18 protein-coding genes are annotated in these 18,703 nt (G+C 61.7%); 16 read left to right on the top strand and 2 right to left on the bottom strand.

Translation table 11 applies throughout. From position 1 onward, the window contains the following. Nucleotides 1-7: 7 nt before the first annotated feature. From JFU48_RS06350 to JFU48_RS06325, 6 genes are all read left to right on the top strand, one after another. A complete protein-coding gene (locus JFU48_RS06350; protein ID WP_003220459.1) occupies nt 8-874 on the top strand; it encodes an ABC transporter permease in 867 nt (288 codons plus the stop codon). Between the two features lie 174 nt (nt 875-1,048). Further along, nucleotides 1,049-1,966 carry a LysR family transcriptional regulator gene (locus tag JFU48_RS06345; protein WP_103486188.1) on the top strand — a complete coding sequence of 306 codons (918 nt, stop codon included), beginning with the start codon at nt 1,049-1,051 and terminating at the stop codon, nt 1,964-1,966. Nucleotides 1,967-2,179: 213 nt separating this feature from the next. Further along, the gene (locus JFU48_RS06340) at nt 2,180-3,718 is read left to right on the top strand and encodes an MFS transporter (RefSeq protein ID WP_201136103.1); all 1,539 of its coding nucleotides are present in this window, start codon (nt 2,180-2,182) and stop codon (nt 3,716-3,718) included. 26 nt (nt 3,719-3,744) lie between these two features. After that, entirely contained in the window at nt 3,745-4,815 is a 1,071-nt protein-coding gene (locus JFU48_RS06335; protein WP_201136102.1) for an HlyD family secretion protein, read from the top strand. Nucleotides 4,816-4,880: 65 nt separating this feature from the next. Then, nucleotides 4,881-6,359, top strand: a complete 1,479-nt coding sequence (locus JFU48_RS06330; protein WP_446739765.1) for an efflux transporter outer membrane subunit — start codon at nt 4,881-4,883, stop codon at nt 6,357-6,359. A 161-nt stretch (nt 6,360-6,520) separates the two neighbouring features. Further along, nucleotides 6,521-8,116 carry a glycosyltransferase family 39 protein gene (locus JFU48_RS06325; protein WP_201136100.1) on the top strand — a complete coding sequence of 532 codons (1,596 nt, stop codon included), beginning with the start codon at nt 6,521-6,523 and terminating at the stop codon, nt 8,114-8,116. 18 nt (nt 8,117-8,134) lie between these two features. Here JFU48_RS06325 and JFU48_RS06320 read toward each other — a convergent pair whose 3' ends face one another. Both JFU48_RS06320 and JFU48_RS06315 read right to left on the bottom strand, forming a co-directional pair. Next, nucleotides 8,135-8,893 carry a slipin family protein gene (locus tag JFU48_RS06320; RefSeq protein WP_003220464.1) on the bottom strand — a complete coding sequence of 253 codons (759 nt, stop codon included), beginning with the start codon at nt 8,891-8,893 and terminating at the stop codon, nt 8,135-8,137. Nucleotides 8,894-8,895: 2 nt separating this feature from the next. Continuing rightward, entirely contained in the window at nt 8,896-9,447 is a 552-nt protein-coding gene (locus tag JFU48_RS06315) for an NfeD family protein (RefSeq protein ID WP_003220465.1), read from the bottom strand. 153 nt (nt 9,448-9,600) lie between these two features. Here JFU48_RS06315 and JFU48_RS06310 point away from each other — a divergent pair, with 153 nt between their 5' ends. From JFU48_RS06310 to JFU48_RS06265, 10 genes are all read left to right on the top strand, one after another. Beyond that, on the top strand, nt 9,601-10,062 hold the full coding sequence (locus tag JFU48_RS06310) for an aminoacyl-tRNA deacylase (RefSeq protein WP_003220467.1): 462 nt from the start codon (nt 9,601-9,603) through the stop codon (nt 10,060-10,062). 127 nt (nt 10,063-10,189) lie between these two features. Further along, complete coding sequence (locus JFU48_RS06305; RefSeq protein WP_201136099.1) at nt 10,190-10,435, top strand: DUF2789 domain-containing protein; 246 nt, start codon at nt 10,190-10,192, stop codon at nt 10,433-10,435. A gap of 87 nt (nt 10,436-10,522) precedes the next feature. Continuing rightward, complete coding sequence (locus tag JFU48_RS06300; RefSeq protein ID WP_041070983.1) at nt 10,523-10,768, top strand: hypothetical protein; 246 nt, start codon at nt 10,523-10,525, stop codon at nt 10,766-10,768. Nucleotides 10,769-10,890: 122 nt separating this feature from the next. After that, nucleotides 10,891-11,319 (top strand): MarR family winged helix-turn-helix transcriptional regulator, encoded by a 429-nt coding sequence (locus tag JFU48_RS06295; protein ID WP_045122246.1) that lies wholly within the window; start codon nt 10,891-10,893, stop codon nt 11,317-11,319. Next, entirely contained in the window at nt 11,316-13,379 is a 2,064-nt protein-coding gene (locus JFU48_RS06290; RefSeq protein ID WP_201136098.1) for an FUSC family protein, read from the top strand. Before JFU48_RS06295 ends, JFU48_RS06290 begins: the two co-directional genes overlap by 4 nt. After that, nucleotides 13,376-13,585 carry a DUF1656 domain-containing protein gene (locus JFU48_RS06285; RefSeq protein WP_098966584.1) on the top strand — a complete coding sequence of 70 codons (210 nt, stop codon included), beginning with the start codon at nt 13,376-13,378 and terminating at the stop codon, nt 13,583-13,585. Before JFU48_RS06290 ends, JFU48_RS06285 begins: the two co-directional genes overlap by 4 nt. Then, nucleotides 13,582-14,484 (top strand): efflux RND transporter periplasmic adaptor subunit, encoded by a 903-nt coding sequence (locus JFU48_RS06280; RefSeq protein WP_003220477.1) that lies wholly within the window; start codon nt 13,582-13,584, stop codon nt 14,482-14,484. The genes JFU48_RS06285 and JFU48_RS06280 overlap by 4 nt, the downstream gene beginning before the upstream one ends. Continuing rightward, nucleotides 14,481-15,923: an efflux transporter outer membrane subunit gene (locus tag JFU48_RS06275; protein WP_003220479.1), complete on the top strand. Its 1,443-nt coding sequence runs from the start codon at nt 14,481-14,483 to the stop codon at nt 15,921-15,923. The genes JFU48_RS06280 and JFU48_RS06275 overlap by 4 nt, the downstream gene beginning before the upstream one ends. A 93-nt stretch (nt 15,924-16,016) precedes the next feature. Beyond that, complete coding sequence (locus JFU48_RS06270; protein WP_003220482.1) at nt 16,017-16,652, top strand: hypothetical protein; 636 nt, start codon at nt 16,017-16,019, stop codon at nt 16,650-16,652. 292 nt (nt 16,653-16,944) lie between these two features. Continuing rightward, on the top strand, nt 16,945-18,447 hold the full coding sequence (locus JFU48_RS06265; RefSeq protein ID WP_103485247.1) for a YdgA family protein: 1,503 nt from the start codon (nt 16,945-16,947) through the stop codon (nt 18,445-18,447). The last annotated feature ends 256 nt before the right edge of the window (nt 18,448-18,703 follow it).

The following is an 18,703-nucleotide window of genomic DNA, read 5'->3' as shown; positions in this document are numbered from 1 at the left end:
TTGCCCGATGAGCCAACCATCGTCTGTACGACAAGAGTTTGAAACCGTCCTTGAACCACTGACCAGCGTGCCGCTTGAGCGCGAACTGCCGCTGGGCCAACGCCTGTGGCAACAGGGCTGGTTGCGTAAGAGTGTGATCCTGATTCTGCTGGCGATTCTCTGGGAAGTGATCGCCCGGGTGCAGAACAACGACCTGCTGCTGCCGAGCTTTCTGCAGACCAGTCATGCGCTGTACGACGGCCTGCTCAGTGGTGAGTTGCTGGGCAAGGTGTGGATATCGCTGGTGGTGCTGATCAAGGGTTACCTGATCGGCATCGTGCTGGCGTTTGCCCTGACCACGCTGGCGGTGTCGACGCAGTTTGGTCGCGACCTGCTGAGCACCCTGACCTCGATGTTCAACCCGCTGCCGGCGATTGCCTTGCTGCCGCTGGCTTTGCTCTGGTTCGGGCTGGGGCAGAACAGCCTGATTTTCGTGCTGGTGCATTCGGTGTTGTGGGCGCTGGCGCTGAACACTTACGCCGGCTTTCTCGGCGTCTCGGAAACCCTGCGCATGGCCGGGCGCAATTACGGGCTGAAGGGCATGCGTTTTGTGTTGTTCATCCTGATTCCGGCAGCGCTGCCGTCGATCCTCGCCGGGCTGAAAATCGGCTGGGCGTTTGCCTGGCGCACGCTGATCGCCGCCGAACTGGTGTTCGGCGCCACCAGCGGCAAGGGCGGGTTGGGCTGGTACATCTTCCAGAACCGCAACGAGCTGTACACCGACAAGGTGTTCGCCGGGTTGGCGGTGGTGATCCTGATCGGGTTGCTGGTGGAGAATCTGGTGTTCGATACGCTGGAGCGGGTGACGGTGAAGCGCTGGGGCATGCAGCGGTAATTTGTGTTGTTCCCGCTGGCCCCTTCGCGAGCAAGCCCGCTCCCACATTTTGGAATGCGTTTCCCCTGTGGGAGCGGGCTTGCTCGCGAAGGCGTCGGTGCATGCGCCACCGGTTTCAAGGATGTTTGCTAGCATTGCACCCAGATCAATCCAGATCAGCCACGAGTGCTCTGCATGCAACTCCCGGACATGAACCTTCTGGTCGCCCTCGACGCCTTGCTCGACGAGGGCAGTGTGGTTGGCGCCGCGCGGCGGATGAACCTCAGTCCCGCTGCCATGAGCCGCACCCTGACGCGAATCCGCGAGGCGATCGGCGATCCGATCCTGGTGCGCGCCGGTCGCGGCCTGGTGCCAACCCCCAAGGCGCTGGAACTGCGCGAGCAAGTGCGCGATGTGGTCGAGCAGGCGGCGCTGCTGTTTCGCTCCGCCGACAGCGTGGATCTGGGCACGTTGCGCCGGCGCTTCAGCATCCGCGCCAACGACTTTTTCATCGGTGTGTATGGCGGCAAGCTGTTCGATACCCTCGACCAGCAGGCGCCGCACTGCGAGTTGCGCTTCGTCCCCGAGGGCGATGGTGACGACGAAGCGCTGCGCGAAGGACGGATTGATCTGAGTGTCAGCAACACCCGTCCGGTGTCCCCGGAGGTCAAAGTGCAGAACCTGTTTTCCACGCATTTCGTCGGTCTGGTGCGGGAAGATCATCCGTTGCTCGACGGCGAGATCACCGCCGAGCGTTATGCCGGTTACTCGCATATCAGCATGTCGCGCCGTGGCATTGCTCGCGGCCCCATCGACACCGCGCTGAATGCACTGGGCCTGGAGCGGCGGGTGGCGGTGATCGCGCCGAGTTTCCACGCGGCGATGTTTGCCTTGCCGGATTCCGACCTGATCCTGCCGGTGCCCAAGGAAGCGTTGCTCAGCGTGCGCCGATTAGGCCTGAAGCTGCGCTCGTTCAATCTGCCGATTCCGTTGCCGACGCTGATGCTGACCCAGGCCTGGCATCCGCGCTTCGACAAGGACCCGGCGCACCGCTGGCTGCGTGAAACGCTCAAGGCGTGTTGCGACGAAACCTGGCTGGCCGCACAGCCCTGACACCGAATCAATGTAGGAGGGGGCTTGCTCCCGAAGGCGTCGTGCCAGGCAATGCATAGGGTGAATGACCCACCGCTTTCGCGAGCAAGCCCGCTCCCACATTGGATATTCATTGCTGCACTGAGCGCACTTATAACCTGCCAATAAGTCAATTTTCGTCAGCAGTAAGCCTTACTAAAATGCTCCGGTATTTTTTCTCCGGAGTTTGAATCCATGACATCCCTGTCGGTCCCGGCGCCCCTCGCTGCGGCCAGTCCGGCGACGGCGGCCGCGCCACCGGTATTCGGGGCGCGGATCATCACGGGCCTGGTCGGCGTGCTGCTGGCGGTGCTGGTCTCGGGCCTCAACGAGATGGTGACCAAGGTCGCGCTGGCCGACATCCGTGGCGCGCTGCACATCGGTTACGACGAAGGCACGTGGCTGGTTGCCTGCTACACCGCGACCTCGGTTGCCGCGATGGCATTCGCCCCTTGGTGCTCGGTGACCTTTTCGCTGCGCCGTTTCACCCTCTGCATGATCAGCGTCTTTACCCTGCTCGGCGTGCTGTGCCCATTCGCCCCCAATTACGAAAGCCTGCTGCTGATGCGCACCCTGCAAGGTCTGGCCGGCGGCGCGTTGCCGCCGATGCTGATGACCGTCGCCCTGCGTTTTCTGCCGGCCAACTTCAAGCTCTATGGTTTGGCCGGTTATGCGTTGACGGCGACTTTCGGCCCGGGCCTCGGCACGCCGCTGGCCGGGCTGTGGAGCGAGTACGTCGGCTGGCAATGGACGTTCTGGCAAATCATCGTGCCGTGCCTGATCGCCATGGCGATGGTCGCTTGGGGGATTCCGCAGGATCCGCTGCGTCTGGAACGCCTCAAGACGTTCAACTGGAAAGGCCTGCTGCTGGGTTTTCCGGCGATCTGCATGTTGGTGATCGGCTTGCTGCAAGGCAATCGGCTGGACTGGTTCGAGTCGAGCCTGATCTGCGGTTTGCTCGGCGCCGGCTCGCTGTTGCTGGTGGCGTTTCTGATCAATGAGTGGTCGCAGCCGATTCCGTTCTTCAAGTTGCAGATGCTCGGCATCCGCAACCTGGCGTTCGCCCTGATGACCCTGGCCGGGGTGCTGGTGGTGTTGCAGGCAGTGGTGCTGATTCCATCGAGCTATCTGGCGCAGGTCCAGGGTTATCGCCCGGTGCAGACCGCGCCGATCATGCTGATCGCCGCGTTGCCGCAACTGATCGCGCTGCCGCTGGTGGCGGCGCTGTGCAACCTGCGCTGGGTCGATTGCCGCTGGGTGCTCGGCATCGGTTTGAGCATGTTGACCCTGTCTTGCCTGGGCGGCTCGCTGCTGACCTCGGAGTGGATCCGCGACAATTTCTACGTCCTGCAATGGCTGCAGATTTTCGGTCAGCCGATGTCGGTGCTGCCGTTGTTGATGTTGTCGACCGGCAGCATCCAGCCGCAGGACGGGCCGTTTGCCTCGGCGTGGTTCAACACGGTGAAAGGTCTGGCGGCGGTGATCGCCACCGGAGTCATTGAGGCGCTGACCACCGCGCGCCTGCATTTCCACTCGACCATGTTGATCGACAACCTCGGCAATTCACCGTTGGCCGATCGCAGCGATCCGGGCCTCGCCCATCGCCTGCACGAACAGGCCGTGGTGCTGACTTCCTCTGATCTCTATGTGTGCATGGCCGGCGTCGCGGCGGCGCTGATCCTGCTGATTTTCTGGCTGCCGACGCGGATCTTTCCGCCCCGTGCGCCGACCTGACTGCTTCACTGATACCGAAGGTTTTTATGACGACTCAAGCAAAGCAAAAACTCGCGGTGGCCGTGGCGGCCGCACTGGCTGTCGGCGTGTTGCTGTACCTGGCGGTGCCGGGACTGTTCGGCAAGCGGACCCAGCAAAACACTAACGATGCGTTCGTTTCCGCCGACTTCACCCTGGTGGTGCCGCGTGTGGCCGGATTCATCAAGGAAGTGCTGGTGGAAGACAACCAGCAGGTCAAGGCCGGGCAGTTGCTGGCGCTGATCGATGATCGCGATTTGCGCGCCGCCGCTGAAGCGGCCGATGCGCAAACCCTGGTCGCCCGCGCTCAACTGCAAAACGCCAAGGCCACGCTGGAGCGGCAGACGTCGGTGATTGCTCAGGCGCAGGCCTCGGTGGTCTCGGCCAAGGCAGAAATGGCGTTCGCCCAGCAGGAGCTCAATCGTTACAACCACCTCGCTGGCGTGGGTGCCGGCACGGTGCAGAACGCGCAACAGGCCCGCACGCGTATAGATCAGGCGAGCGCTCGGCTCGATACCGCCAGCGCGAAGCTCGCGGCTGAACGCAAGCAGGTCGAGATTCTCACGGCGCAGCGCGATGCCGCCGAAGGCAATCTGAAGCACGCGCAAGCGGCGCTGGAAATCGCCAGTTTCGAGCTGTCCTACACCCGGATCACCGCGCCGCAGGACGGCATGATCGGCGAGCGTGCTGTGCGCGTCGGCGCTTATGTCACGCCGGGCAGCAAGCTGCTGGCGGTGGTGCCGTTGAAGCAGGCGTATGTGGTCGCCAATTTTCAAGAAACCCAACTGACGGACGTGCAGCAGGGCCAGCACGTGCAGGTGCGCGTCGACAGCCTTGGTGGCGAGGCCTTGAGCGGTCGCGTCGAAAGCATCGCCCCGGCAACTGGCGTGACATTCGCCGCGGTGAAACCGGACAACGCCACGGGTAACTTCACCAAGGTCGTGCAGCGGATTCCGGTGAAGATCGTGCTTGAACCGGGTCAGCCGTTGGCCGAGCGTTTGCGTGTGGGCATGTCGGTGGAGGCGAGTATCGATACTCGCCGTTCGGCGTCAGCGGAACGTGAGGTGACTCAGCGATGAACAGTTTTGATAGAACTGACGCCTTCGCGAGCAAGCCCGCTCCCACCGGGGGAACGCATTACCCAATGTGGGAGCGGGCTTGCTCGCGAAGAGGCCAGTGGCAGCAACTCACCCTCGGTGCATTGCTCGCTATTGGCCTCAGCGCCTGCACCGTCGGCCCCGACTTCCACAAGCCCGAAGCCGCACAGATCACCGACTGGGCCAAACCCGCCAAGTCCGCCCCCAGTCAAGCCGTCAGCGAACCCCTGAACGAACGCTGGTGGGAGGTTTTCCACGACCCGCAGCTCTCGGCCCTCACCCAGCGTGCAATCAAGAGCAACCTCGACCTGCAACTGGCCAGCAGCCGTCTGCAACAGAGCCGCGCCGCGCGTCAGGTAATCACCGCTGATCGCTATCCGTCGACGGCAGCCACCGGCAGCTACGCACGCGAACGCAATAGCGGCAAAGGCTTGAGCGACCCGTCCGGGCACAACGGCGATTCCGCCTTCAACCTGTGGGACGCCGGTTTCTCCGCTTCCTGGGAACTGGATTTCTGGGGCCGTGTGCGCCGCGAAACCGAAGCCGCCGATGCCAACCTAGAAGTCGCTGAAAACGACCGGCGCGGTGTGCTTCTGGCAGTGCTCGCCGACACTGCGCAGAACTACATCCAGCTGCGTGGCGTGCAGAACACTCGCGCGGTCACCGAGCAGAACCTCGATGTTGCCCGGCACAGCCTCAAGCTCTCGCAATTGCGCCTGAACGATGGTGTGGCGACCGATCTCGACGTCGCCGAAGCCGCCGCGCAGGTCTCCGCCATCGAATCGCGCCTGCCGGCGCTTGAGCAGCGTCAGTCGCAACTGATCAACGCGATCAGCCTGCTGATGGGCGAGCCGCCGCAAGCCCTGGCCAAAGAGTTATCCACAGACGGCGCGGTGCCGCAGTCACCGCTGCAAGTCGCCATCGGCCTGCCGTCGCAGCTGGCCGAACGCCGTCCGGATATCCGTCAGGCCGAAGCGCGCCTGCACGCCGCCACCGCCAACATCGGCGTGGCCAAGGGCGACTTCTATCCGCGCATCACCCTGTCCGGCAACCTCGAATCGCAAGCGATGCAACTGAGCGACTTCGGTTCCTGGGGTTCACGTGCATTCGGCATCGGCCCGCAATTCAGCCTGCCGTTGTTCGACGGCGGACGCCTGCGCGGCATGCTGCAACTGCGCGAAGCCCAGCAACAGGAAGCGGGCATCGCCTATCAGCAGACCGTGCTGCGCGCCTGGCATGAAATCGACGATCAATTGACCGCCTACAACGCCAGCCAGCGTCGCCGCGACAGCCTCGCCGAAGCTGTACGCCAGAACCAGATCGCCCTGCGCACCGCGCAGCAGCAATACGTCGAGGGCGCGGTGGATTTCGTCAACGTCCTCACCGTGCAAAGTGCGTTGCTGGCGACGCAGGAGCAGTGGGTGGAGAGTTCGACCGGCGTTTCGCTGGCGATGGTCGGGTTGTACCGGGCGTTGGGCGGGGGTTGGGAGTCGGTCTATCCGGCGGGGGAGATGGCGCAACGCTGATGGCGTGAACTGAAAATGCCGAGGGCTGTTTGGGATTGTCCAGGGTGCCGGATGTCGTGAAACCGCACACCGCCATCGACGGCCCTCCCGTGGCTGACCTAAAGTGACGGTCAGGTTCGGAGCCTTCCGTTCGCGATATTCCGGCACAGCAAGAGGATGCAATGGCGGCACACAGAGAAACGCCGGTTGGCGACACGCAGGATCCGCGTGCGGTCCCGGGGGCATGGCTGGTTGCCTTGCGCTTGATTCGTTGGGCCAGAGAACACTGGCTGTTACCGATCATGCTGCTGGCGGCGGTGGTGCGTTTTTACGACCTGACGGCGGCAGCGATCTGGTTCGATGAGGGCTCCAGCGTCCTGCTGAGCCAGTTTTCGCTGACTGAAATCTGGGGGCGTGCAGCCCACGACGTGCACCCGCCGTTGTATTTCCTGTTGCTGCACGGCTGGATCGGGCTGTTCGGCGACGGCATCCTGTCCATTCGCCTGATGAGTGCGCTGCCGGGGATCATTACCGTCGGTCTCGGTGTGTGGCTGGTGGATCTGCTCGCCACCCGCCGCGCCGCGCTGCTGGCCGGGCTGCTGCTGGCGCTGTTGCCCACGGCCGTGCGCTACAGCCAGGAAGTGCGCATGTATTCGCTGCTCGGCATGTGGCTGATCGCGGCGACCATTGCGTTGGTCTATTGGGTTCGGCAGCCTCGGCGGCATCGCTACCTGGTGGCGTACGCGCTGCTGATGACGGCGGCGTTTTATACCCATTACTTCACCGTGCTCTGCGTGATCAGCCACTGGCTGTACCTGGCGGCAGTGCGCGTGCAGCCGGGGTATCGGCTGCGGCATATCCAGCGACCGGCGTGGTGGCTGGCGAATCTGGTCATTGCGTTGCTGTACCTGCCGTGGGTGCCCAATCTGCTGGATCTGCTGCAACACATCCCGGAACTCAAGGCCAGTAATGACATTGGCTGGGAAGATCCGGTCACCCTCAGCTCACTGCCGTCGATGGTCTGGTCGCTGCTGATTCAAGACGATGGCATGACCCTGCCGGGTTGGCTGTTTTTGCTCTTGCCATCGGCGCTGGTGGCGGTGATCGGGGTTGCCCTGCTACGTGATCGCAGCGTATTTCGCGGCAGCTTGCTGCTGCTGTTCTACAGCGTGTTGCCGATTCTGCTGGTGTTTGGCGTGTCGTTCATCTCACCGGTGTTCATCGAACGTTATGTGACGGCCTATGCGCTGGGGCTGCCGATGCTGGTCGCGCTGGCGGTCGATCGGCTGTACACAGGTTCTCGCGTGCTGGCGCTGGCGATTCTGGTGTTGTTCGTTGGGGTCGAACTGGTGGGTGTGAAGAACAACGCCACGGTCGACAGCAACGATCAGTTCAGCGTGGTGGTCGACTACGTCAACCGGCACTTCGTTGAGGGTGACCGGATCGTTACCAGCGACATGATGTGGTACCTCAGTTACATCTATTACAACCGCACCGATGCGCAGGTTCGCCTGTACACGCCACCGGCGGCGGACGGACGCTCCACGCGGCCCAATGCCTACGGGTTCGGCACGCTGGTCAGCGAGGATGTTTATCTCGACCAACTCGGCGATTTGTCCAAGGTTGGCGCTCGGGTATGGTTGATCGGCACCCTGGACGAACCCACTGACTTTGCGGCGTTGCCCGAAGGCTGGCAGCGGCAAAGCGATGTGCATGCGGGCGGCGCTTTTGCACGCTTGTACGTGATGGCGCCAAGCGCCGATAAACCGGGGGGATAATCGCTGGTGTGCGCATGCTCAGGACTTGCCTGACAGATCCGCCATCCCTTTGAGCAGCTCGATCGGCAGCGGAAAAACAATGGTCGAACTCTTGTCGCCGGCAATCGAACTCAAGGTCTGCATGTAACGCAGCTGCATGGCGCCGGGCTGACGACCAAGCATTTCGGCGGCCTGCATGAGTTTTTCCGAGGCTTGCAGTTCGCCTTCGGCGTGAATCACCTTGGCCCGGCGTTCGCGTTCGGCTTCGGCCTGTTTGGCAATCGCGCGCACCATCGACTCATTCAGATCAACGTGCTTGATCTCGACGTTGGCAACCTTGATGCCCCATGCGTCAGTCTGGGCGTCGAGCACCTGCTGGATGTCGATGTTCAACTGCTCGCGCTCGGCCAGCAACTCATCCAGTTCATGTTTGCCGAGCACCGCGCGCAGGGTGGTCTGCGCCAGTTGGCTGGTGGCCGAAAGAAAATCTTCGACCTGAATGATCGCCTTCTGCGGATCGAGCACCCGGAAGTACAGCACCGCATTGACCTTCACCGAGACGTTGTCGCGGGTGATCACATCCTGTGGTGGCACGTCGAGCACCACGGTGCGCAGGTCGACCCGGACCATTTGCTGCACCACTGGAATCAGCAGGATCAGCCCCGGACCCTTGACCTGCCAGAAGCGTCCGAGCTGGAACACCACGCCGCGCTCGTACTCACGCAGGATGCGAAAGGTCGACCCGGCGAGGGCAATGACCAGCAGCAACAGTGCAACGAAACCGATTTGCAGACCCATGATCACTCTCCGTGTCCTGCCGCGTCAGTCGCGGCGACTTTCAGCAATAAGCCCTTACGCCCGACCACACGCACCGATTGCCCGGTGTGCAGCGGTGTTGTGCTTTGCACTTGCCAATGCTCACCCTGCAATTGCACCCAGCCGTTGTGCGTGTTTTCCGCTTGCACGGTGGTCACCGCCGTCACGCTGCCGACCAGCCCGGCATCGCCGCTGACGGCGTGACGCGGACGGGTTTTCAAGGCGCGGATGATCAGCGCGATCAACAGCAAGGCGCTGATCAGGCCCAGCCCGATCATCATGGGTACCGGCAAATCGGCATTGCTCAGAATCAGCGCGCCGATGACGAACATGATGATCCCGCCCAGGCCGATTACCCCGTAGTTGGGCAGCGCGGCTTCGGCAATCAGAAAGGCAATCCCGAGGGTGATCAGCCACAGGCCGACCGGATTGACCGCCGTCAGCGGGACGTCAGCCGCGAGGGCCGAGCCGCTGAGCAGCAGCATCAGGAAAAACGTACAACATCGACTGGTCACGTGACCCTCCGGGAGAGTCATGGGTTGGTTCCTTGAGTCTAGTTGAGCCTGGCGCTGGATGAATTCTGATCAATGAGCAGATGTGTCCAGTGAGCGGATTTCCCTTCGCCAGTGGCTTGCCGAACTAGACTCAGCAGAACAGGTACAACGTTCAGCGTGACACCGAGGTGCATCATGCGTATGGCAAAAAAAGTGCAGAGCAGCCTGAGTCGGGCGCACTGCGAATATGACGTCGTGGCCCACCGACACTCGGCCAGCAGCCTGGAAACCGCGCGGGTTTCCGGGGTGCCCGCCGAGCGCGTGGCCAAATCGGTGATTCTCGACGACCACCACGGGCATTACCTGATGGCCGTGCTGCCCGCCAGCCGGCATCTGGATTTGAGCAAAGTGCGCAGCAGCGGTGAATGGCAGATCACCCGCGAGAGCAATCTGGCGCATATTTTCGATGACTGCGAACGCGGCGCGGTGCCGCCATTGGGTGATTCCTACGGCCTGGACATGGTCATCGACCCGCTGCTGACTCGGCAGAAAGACATCTACCTGGAAGCCGGCAACCACAACTACCTGCTGCACATGAGCATGCCCGAGTTTTTGAAAATGGTGCCACATGCGCAGGTGCGGGAGTTGAGTCATTAGGTTTTGTGGTGCGGCCACTGACGCCTTCGCGAGCAAGCCCGCTCCCACAGGTTGACCGCAATCCCCTGTGGGAGCGGGCTTGCTCGCGAATAATCGCCCATCCACCGCATTCTTGAAGGAGTCCTCCATGGAACAGCCCACCCACAGCCTCCCATCCCTGTTCGACCAACTCGGCCTGAGCAGCGACCCGACCAGCATCGACCAATTCATCGCCACCCATTCACCACTCAAACCCGAGTTGCACCTCGCAGACGCGTTTTTCTGGAGCGAGAGCCAGGCGGATTTTTTGCGCGGCGAGATTCTTGATGATGCGGATTGGGCGGAGGTGGTGGATCAGTTGAATGTGTTGTTGCGCAAGGGGCGGGTTTTGTAGGACTGAAGTAAAACCTTATTACAGAATGTCCGCAGGATCCCTATCGATGTTGGAGTAGCTTGCCAATTCAACAATCCGGAGCCGTCGATGCAATCATTTTTGCCAGTCAGAACAATTGATGTTGACGCGCTTGGGGACTGTATTGAGGCAGTGATCGAAAGCATCTCCAACGGGCCTGTCGAGTTTCGGAAGCACGACACAACAGTGGCTGTGCTGATTTCGCCAGAAATTTATGAAGCGATCCTGAATAAGCTGGATGATTTCGATTTGGTGTCAATCACATATTCGCGCAGGAACGAAGTAGGGGTAGCCATCGAGCTGGATGAACTATAGAAATTCTCTGCCGAGAAGATTTGTTTCAAAACTTGACTGAAATTCCCCGCCAATGCGATATTGATAGTTAGCAAACTAACAGTGTGCATTTTCCCGTGCCGAATTCCCTCGACGCTCTCCAGATGAACATCAGCAGTGCCATGGTGGTGGCCGCCAGGCATTGGCGGAAGATCTGCCAGACCACGCTGGTCAACTATGGCATCTCCGAAGCCTGCGCCGTGCCGTTGCTGATGATCGGGCGGTTGGGCGAGGGCGTGCGTCAGGTGCAGGTGGCGCAGGCGGCCGGGATGGAGAGTCCGTCGCTGGTGCGCCTGCTCGATCAGTTGTGCCACGCCGGCTATGTCTGCCGCACCGAAGATGCACAGGATCGTCGGGCCAAGTGCCTGAGCCTGACCGACACCGGCCGTGAGCTGGTGCAAGCGGTGGAAAGTGAACTGGTACGTCTGCGTCATGAAGTGCTCGAAGGCATCGACCAGAGCGATCTGGAGGCTACGCTTCGGGTACTGCGAGCTTTTGAGGCGGCCCATCCGCCTGTGGTGATCAATTCTTGAACGGTTTTTTCTCCGGCATTCCTCCGGCCCGGGACTGGTTCTACGGGGTCCGCACCTTTGCAGCGTCGATGATTGCGCTGTACATCGCCTTGCTCATGCAAATGCCGCGTCCGTATTGGGCGATGGCCACGGTGTATATCGTCTCCAGCCCGTTCCTCGGCCCGACCAGTTCCAAGGCGCTGTACCGCGCCATCGGCACCTTTCTCGGAGCGGCGGCGGCGGTGCTGTTCGTGCCGATGTTCGTGCAGAGTCCGTACGTGCTGGTGGTGGTCATCGCGCTGTGGACGGGGATCCTGTTGTTCCTGTCGCTGCACCTGCGCACGGCCAATAACTACGCATTGATGCTCGCCGGTTACACCCTGCCGCTGATTGCCTTGCCGACTGTGGATAACCCGTTGGCGGTGTGGGACGTGGCGGAAGCGCGGACCGAAGAGATTTTTCTCGGTATCGCCGTGGCGGCGGTGATCGGTGCGATGTTCTGGCCACGGCGTCTGGCGCCGGTGTTCAACGACGCGGTGGGCAAGTGGTTCGCTGACGCCACCACCTACAGCCTGAAGTTTCTCAGCCGCGACGTGCAGCCTGAGCAGATCGCCGCGCTGCGCATGGCCATGGTCGCCAATTTCAACAGCCTCGAATTGATGATCGGCCAGTTGCCGCATGAAGGCGCCCGGCCGCAAACCGTGCGCAACACCAAGGAGCTGCGCGGGCGGATGATCCACCTGTTGCCGGTGATCGACGCTCTGGAAGATTCGCTCTACGCGCTTGAACGGCGCACGCCGGAACTGGTGGAAAAGTTTGCCCCACTGCTGACCGCGACCCAGGAATGGCTCGGTCACAAAGACGCCGATCTGGACCGCTGGCAGGCGCTCAAGGATCAACTCCAGGCCCTGCAACCAAGCTGCGAGGCGCTGGACGATCGCAAGCAATTGCTGTTCTCCAACGCGATTTATCGCCTCGGCGAATTCATCGATCTGTGGCAGGACTGCCGCAGTCTGCAGGACGCGATTCTCTGCGAGCGCCAGGACAGCTGGCGTGCGGTGTACCGGCACTGGCGCCTCGGGCGGCTGACGCCGTTTCTTGACCGCGGGATGATGCTGTATTCGGTGGCCTCGACCATTCTGGCGATCATCGTCGCTTCGGTGCTGTGGATTCTGCTCGGCTGGCCGGACGGTGGCAGCGCGGTGATTCTGGCGGCGGTAGCGTGCAGTTTCTTTGCCTCGATGGACGACCCGGCGCCGCAGATCTACCGGTTCTTTTTCTGGACCGGGATGTCGGTACTGTTCGCCAGTCTCTACCTGTTTCTGATTCTGCCGAACCTGCACGATTTTCCGATGCTGGTGCTGGCGTTTGCGATTCCGTTCATCTGTGTCGGCACCCTGACGGTGCAGCCACGGTTCTATCTCGGCATGCTCCTGACACTGGTCAACACCTCGTCGTTCATCAGCATTCAGGGCGCGTACGACGCGGACTTTTTTGCCTTCGTGAATTCCAATCTGGCCGGGCCGATGGGCCTGTTGTTCGCGTTCATCTGGACGTTGGTCACCCGCCCGTTCGGTGTCGAACTGGCGGCCAAACGTCTGACCCGTTTCAGCTGGAAGGACATCGTGCGCATGACCGAGCCGGCGAACCTCGCCGAGCACCGGCAACTGGGCGTGCAGTTGCTCGACCGTTTGATGCAGCACCTGCCGCGTCTGGCCATGACCGGTCAGGACACCGGCATCGCCATGCGTGAAGTGCGCGTCGGCCTCAACCTGCTCGATCTGCTGGCCTACACCCCACGGGTGGAAGGCGCGCCGAATGCCCTGCTGCAACAAGTGGTGGCTGAGGTCGGCGAATATTTCCGCGCCTGCCTCAAGGCCGGTGAACGCTTGCCGGCACCGAGCCCGCTACTGATGACCATGGACCGTGCGCGTCGCGCCCTCAAAGGCCACGGCGACGAAGAAACCCGACTAAACCTGTTGCATGCCCTGAGCGGTTTGCGCCTGGCGCTGCTGCCCGGCGTGGAATTCGTCAGCACGAGCGATGCCGAAGAACCGCTGCCCGATGGAGCGCCCCTATGATCGGTGATCTGGATATCAGCGGGATTTTCCTGCCGACCCTGCTGGTGTTGATGGGCATCACCTATGTGTTGTTTTTGCTGGTGCATGGCGTGCTCACGCGCCTGCACTTTTACCGTCTGGTCTGGCACCGGGCATTGTTCAACGTGGCCCTCTACGCCGTGATGCTGTACGGCGTGGACTCACTCAGTCGATACCTGATGACATGAAAAAACCGTTTCTGACTATCGGTCGCGTGGTACTGACCCTGCTGATCGTGACTTTTGCCGTTGTCCTCGTCTGGCGCATGGTGATGTATTACATGTTCGCGCCGTGGACCCGTGACGGCCACATCCGCGCCGACATCATCCAGATCGCCCCGGACGTGTCCGGGCTGATCCAGCAGGTCGAGGTCAAGGACAACCAGTTGATCAAACGCGGCCAGGTGCTGTTCAGCATCGATCAGGACCGCTTCAAACTGGCCTTGCGTCAGGCGAAGGCGGCGGTTGCCGATCGCGAAGAAACCCTGGCCCAGGCGCAGCGTGAAGCCAAGCGTAACCGTGGGCTGGGCAATCTGGTGCCGGCCGAACAGCTGGAAGAAAGCCTGTCAAAAGTTGCCCGTGCGCAATCGGCGCTGGCCGAAGCGCTGGTGACGGTGGACAGCGCCCAACTCAACCTCGACCGTTCGGTGATCCGCAGCCCGGTGGACGGCTACGTCAACGACCGCGCGCCGCGTGTGCAGGAGTTCGTCACCGCCGGGCGCCCGGTACTGTCGGTGGTCGACAGCAATTCGTTCCACATCGACGGCTATTTCGAGGAAACCAAACTCGACGGCATTCATGTCGGGCAGTCGGTGGACATCCGTGTGATCGGTGACAAGGCCAAGCTGCGCGGGCATGTCGAAAGCATCGTCGCCGGTATCGAAGACCGCGACCGCACCAGCGGCAACAACCTGCTGCCCAACGTCAACCCGGCGTTCAGCTGGGTACGGCTGGCGCAGCGGATTCCGGTGCGCATCGCCTTTGACGAAGTGCCGGAAGATTTCCGCATGATCGCCGGGCGGACCGCTACCGTGTCGATCATCGACGATCAGCCACGCGACGACCACAAACAGGAGCCCGCGCAATGAACAAGGCCCTGATGATCGCCGGGTTGGGCGTGATGCTCTCGGCCTGTCAGATGGTCGGGCCGGACTATCACCTGCCCGCTGACGCGGCGGTGCAGCGCAAGGATTTTCAGGGCGAACTGGCGGTGGAGGGCAAACCGGTGGTGTCAGCGCCGGTGCCCGCCGACTGGTGGCGGCTGTATCAGGACCCGCGTCTGGACCAACTGGTGCAGCAGGCCATGGCGTCGAATACCGACTTGCGCGTGGCGGCGGCGAACCTGTCGCGGGCGCGGGCCCAGGTCGATGAGGCCGAAGCGGCGGGCGGCTGGAGTGCCGGGGTGAAGATGGGCGCGCAGCGCTTGCAGGAGTCCGGTCAGGCCTACCTGCTGACGGAAAAGGTGCCGGTGGCCAACGTCGGCGATATCGGCATCAGCGCCTCTTACCAGTTCGACCTGTGGGGCACGTTGCAGCGCGGGATCGAAGCCGCCAAGGCCAACGCCGATGCGACCCAGGCCGCCGCCGACACCGCGCGCATCACTCTGGTAGCGGACGTGGTTCGCGCCTACACCCAGGTGTGTGCCGCCAATGAAGAGCGGGAGATCGCTCAACACTCTCTCGACCTGCAGTCGCAAGGCACGACCCTGATCCAGCGCCTGCGCGATGCCGGGCGTGGCGATGAAACCCAGGTCACCCGTTCGCAAACCCAATTCAAGTCGTTGCGCGCCGACATGCCGCGCTATGAAGCGGCGCGTCAGGCCGGGCTGTTCCGCCTGTCGATGTTGCTGGCGAAACCGGTCGATCAGTTGCCTGCCGGCACCGCCACCTGCGCCGAACTGCCGAAAATCGCCCAACTGGTGCCGGTCGGCGACGGTGCGGCGCTGCTCAAGCGTCGGCCTGATGTGCGTCAGGCCGAACGTCGCCTCGCCGCCGCGACCGCCGGGATCGGCATCGCCACTGGCGAGCTGTACCCGGACATCAGCATCGGCGCGACCATCGGCACTGTCGGTATTATTTCCGACCTTGGCGATCCGTCGACCAACCGCTGGGGCTTCGGCCCGTCGTTGAGCTGGAAGGTCCCGACCAACGGCGCCCGCGCCCGTATTCGCGAGGCGGAAGCCAATACCCAGGGTGCGCTGGCGCACTTCGATGGCGTGGTGCTCAACGCCATCCGCGAAACCCAGACCGGCCTGGCGCAGTACACCGCGCTGCTGCAACGCCGCGATGCGCTGGCCGATGCGGAACAGTCGGCGAAACTCGCCGCCGACCAGACGCACCGCTTCTTCCAGGCCGGGCGCGAGTCGTTCCTCGCCGACCTGCAAGCGACCCGCACCTACACCGACGTTACTGCGCAACTGGCCGCCGCCAACACCCAGGTTGCCATGAGCCAGATCGATTTGTTCCTCGCGCTGGGCGGCGGTTGGGAAAGCGGACGAACGCAAGCCTCAAGCGCCAGCAAACCCTGAAGCCGTTGCTATGCTTTGAAGTGTTGGAAGGGTGCCCTGAGCACGGCGCCCTTCCAGCGCACATTGCTAGCGCTGGTCTAGGGGAAACCAATAATGAAAAACCCTTACGCTCTCGGCTTCTGGTGCGCCCTGGTAGCGCTGGTGCTGCTGTCGGCCACCTATTTCTACGGCATCATGCTGGCCCATCAGATCGATAAGGCCATGGTCTTCCTCGACAGCGCCACGGCGTTGATCGCGGTGATGGCAATCGTCGTCGTGGCGTGGGCCTCGGTCCAGGTGCAGCGAGTCAAGAAAAGACAGCTTGAACAAGGCAAGACCCTGGTGCTGATCTGGGACACCAAAGTCGCTCTGCGTCGGGTCGAAACCGTATTCGATCGCTACTTCTGGGGCAGTTACTGGCAACCTGGACGTACTTTCGCCGAAGTCATGGGCGAGCTCACCGGCACCCCGCTGGAAAAAAGCCTCGAAGCCTTGAAAAAACAGTGCCTTGAACTCGACAAGCAGATTGCCGATGAAGGCTGGCACTGGCTCAACAATGCCCGCGAACTGTCGGATGTCGCCACGGCCATGGCCCGGGAGCGTTATCAACTGGATTTCTGCGACCCGCGCGCCGAGGGACCGGGCGCAGCGGTGATCGATCGGGATTTCGAAGTGCTGGTGTATACGTGGACGGCGCGATTGAAGAGCTTTGATCATCAACTCGATGAGATTGAGGTCCAGTATTCCTGATTTTCTGCGAATCCGGTGGCCCTATCGCGAGCAGGCTCACTCCTACAGGGGAACGCATTTCAATTGTAGGAGTGAGCCTGCTCGCGATAGCGTCCTCAAAAACACTGCAACTCTCCCCGCCTGTCAGCTGTCCACACTCCCCATAGACACTCTTTAACCTTTAAACATTGGGCCGCCTCGCGCTGCCAGTGCTAATCTCCACCGCTAATTTCAGCGGAGTCGAGCCGCGACCCGGTCACGGGTTCAGGGAAGACGACCACACTTTCAGCCACGGACATTGATCAGGTCATTCATGAATAAATCAGCAGGCGTGCTTCTCGGGATTGTTGTAGCCATCGGTGCCATCAGCGCCGGCGGGGCCTGGTACACCGGAACCAAGATCGAAGGCGTGCTGAACAACGCCGTCACCAACGCCAATAAAGAGCTGCAGACCGCGATGGCCGGCTCCAATGGCACTGCATCGCTGGAGCTGGTGTCGCTGGAGCGTCACACCTTCACCAGCACCGCGCACTACCGCCTCAAGGGCGAGGGCGAGATGTTCGGTGACAAGCCGGTCGAGCTGCTGTTCGTCGACCATATCGAACACGGCCCGCTGCCGTTCTCGCGTCTGGTATCGCTGAAGTGGCTGCCGGTCATGGCCACCAGCAATTACGAGCTGGAAAAGAGCCCGGCCACCGAAAAATGGTTTGCCGCCACCAAAGGCGCCGCGCCGCTCAAGGGCGTGACCAACATCGGCTACGACGAATCCACTACCAGCAGCCTTGAGTTGCTGCCACTGGAAACCGCGCTGGACGAGCAATCGAGCCTGAAATTCTCCGGCCTGACCATGAACATCTCCGCCAGTGCCCAGGCGCAGAAGGTCAAGGCTGACGGCTACATGGACAATCTGAAACTGGTCACCGTGGCCCAGGATCAGGCGCCGGTGCAGGTCGAACTCAACGGTCTGACCCTGGCCAGCAACCTGACCAAGAGCAGCTACGGCTACTACACCGGGGAAAACACCCTGGAGCTGACCAGCAGCAAAACCACTTTCGGTGCCAAACAGTCGGTGCTTGGCGTGAAGAACTTCGAAATGAAGAACCTCACCGAAGAGAACGGCAGCAACGCCTCCGGCCGTGCGGATTACCAGATCGGTGAAGTGTCGCTGAACGACAAAAAGATCGGTTCGGCGCAACTGGCCATGAGCCTGAAGAACCTCGACATCCCGTCGACCCTGTCGTTGATGCAGATCTATCAGACCAAACTGCAGCCTTACGAGAAGGCTGCTGCTGATGCCGCTGCCGCTGGCCTGCCAGCTCCGGAGCTGAATCTGACCGAGGCGGAAAACGCGCAAGTCAAATCCGATCTGCAAAAACTGCTGGCCGCCGGCCCGCAACTGGCCCTGGAAAACCTGTCGCTGAAAACCGCCAACGGTGAAAGCCGCGCCAATCTGGTGATCGACCTGACCAAACCGGCCTCGATGGACATGCCGCCGGACCAACTGGTCAAACAGTTGATCGCACTGCTCGACCTCAATGTGCAGGTGTCCAAGCCGATGCTGGTCGATCTGCTCAGCGTGCAGGCGCAAGTCGATGGCCAGACCGATGCCAAAGCCATTGTCGATCAGGCCAGCGCCGGCGCCGACATGTTTGCCGGCATGGCAGTCGGTTCGCAGTTGGCGACTCTCGACGGCACCAATGTGGTGACCAAACTGCACTACGCCGCCAACCAGGTGGAGTTCAACGGCCAGAAGATGACCGTGGAACAGTTCGTCGGCTTCCTGATGAGCAAATTCGCCGGGGTTCAGATCCAGTAACACCCGCGCGTTCCAAAAGCGACGCCCGGCCTCTGCGCAATGCAGACGCCGGGCGTTTTGCTGTCTGGCATCAGGCTTTGCTCAGGTTGGGGGCAGACGCTGCGTCACGAATCTGAACAATTATTGTGTTCTGAATATTGGTCTACGCTTGCATGCAAGACTGCCTGACTAAGCTTGGCCGAGTGCTCTCGACTCGGCCGCCGTTACTAATGGGCAAGGGGGCATTGCGACCCGGCTGGCCATGTAAGGATGCTGA

Source organism: Pseudomonas sp. TH49 (assembly GCF_016650625.1).
In the GTDB taxonomy this organism is placed as follows: domain Bacteria; phylum Pseudomonadota; class Gammaproteobacteria; order Pseudomonadales; family Pseudomonadaceae; genus Aquipseudomonas; species Aquipseudomonas fluorescens_H.
Note: the sequence above shows the minus strand (reverse complement) of the source record. Positions and strands in the feature narration are given on the sequence as shown.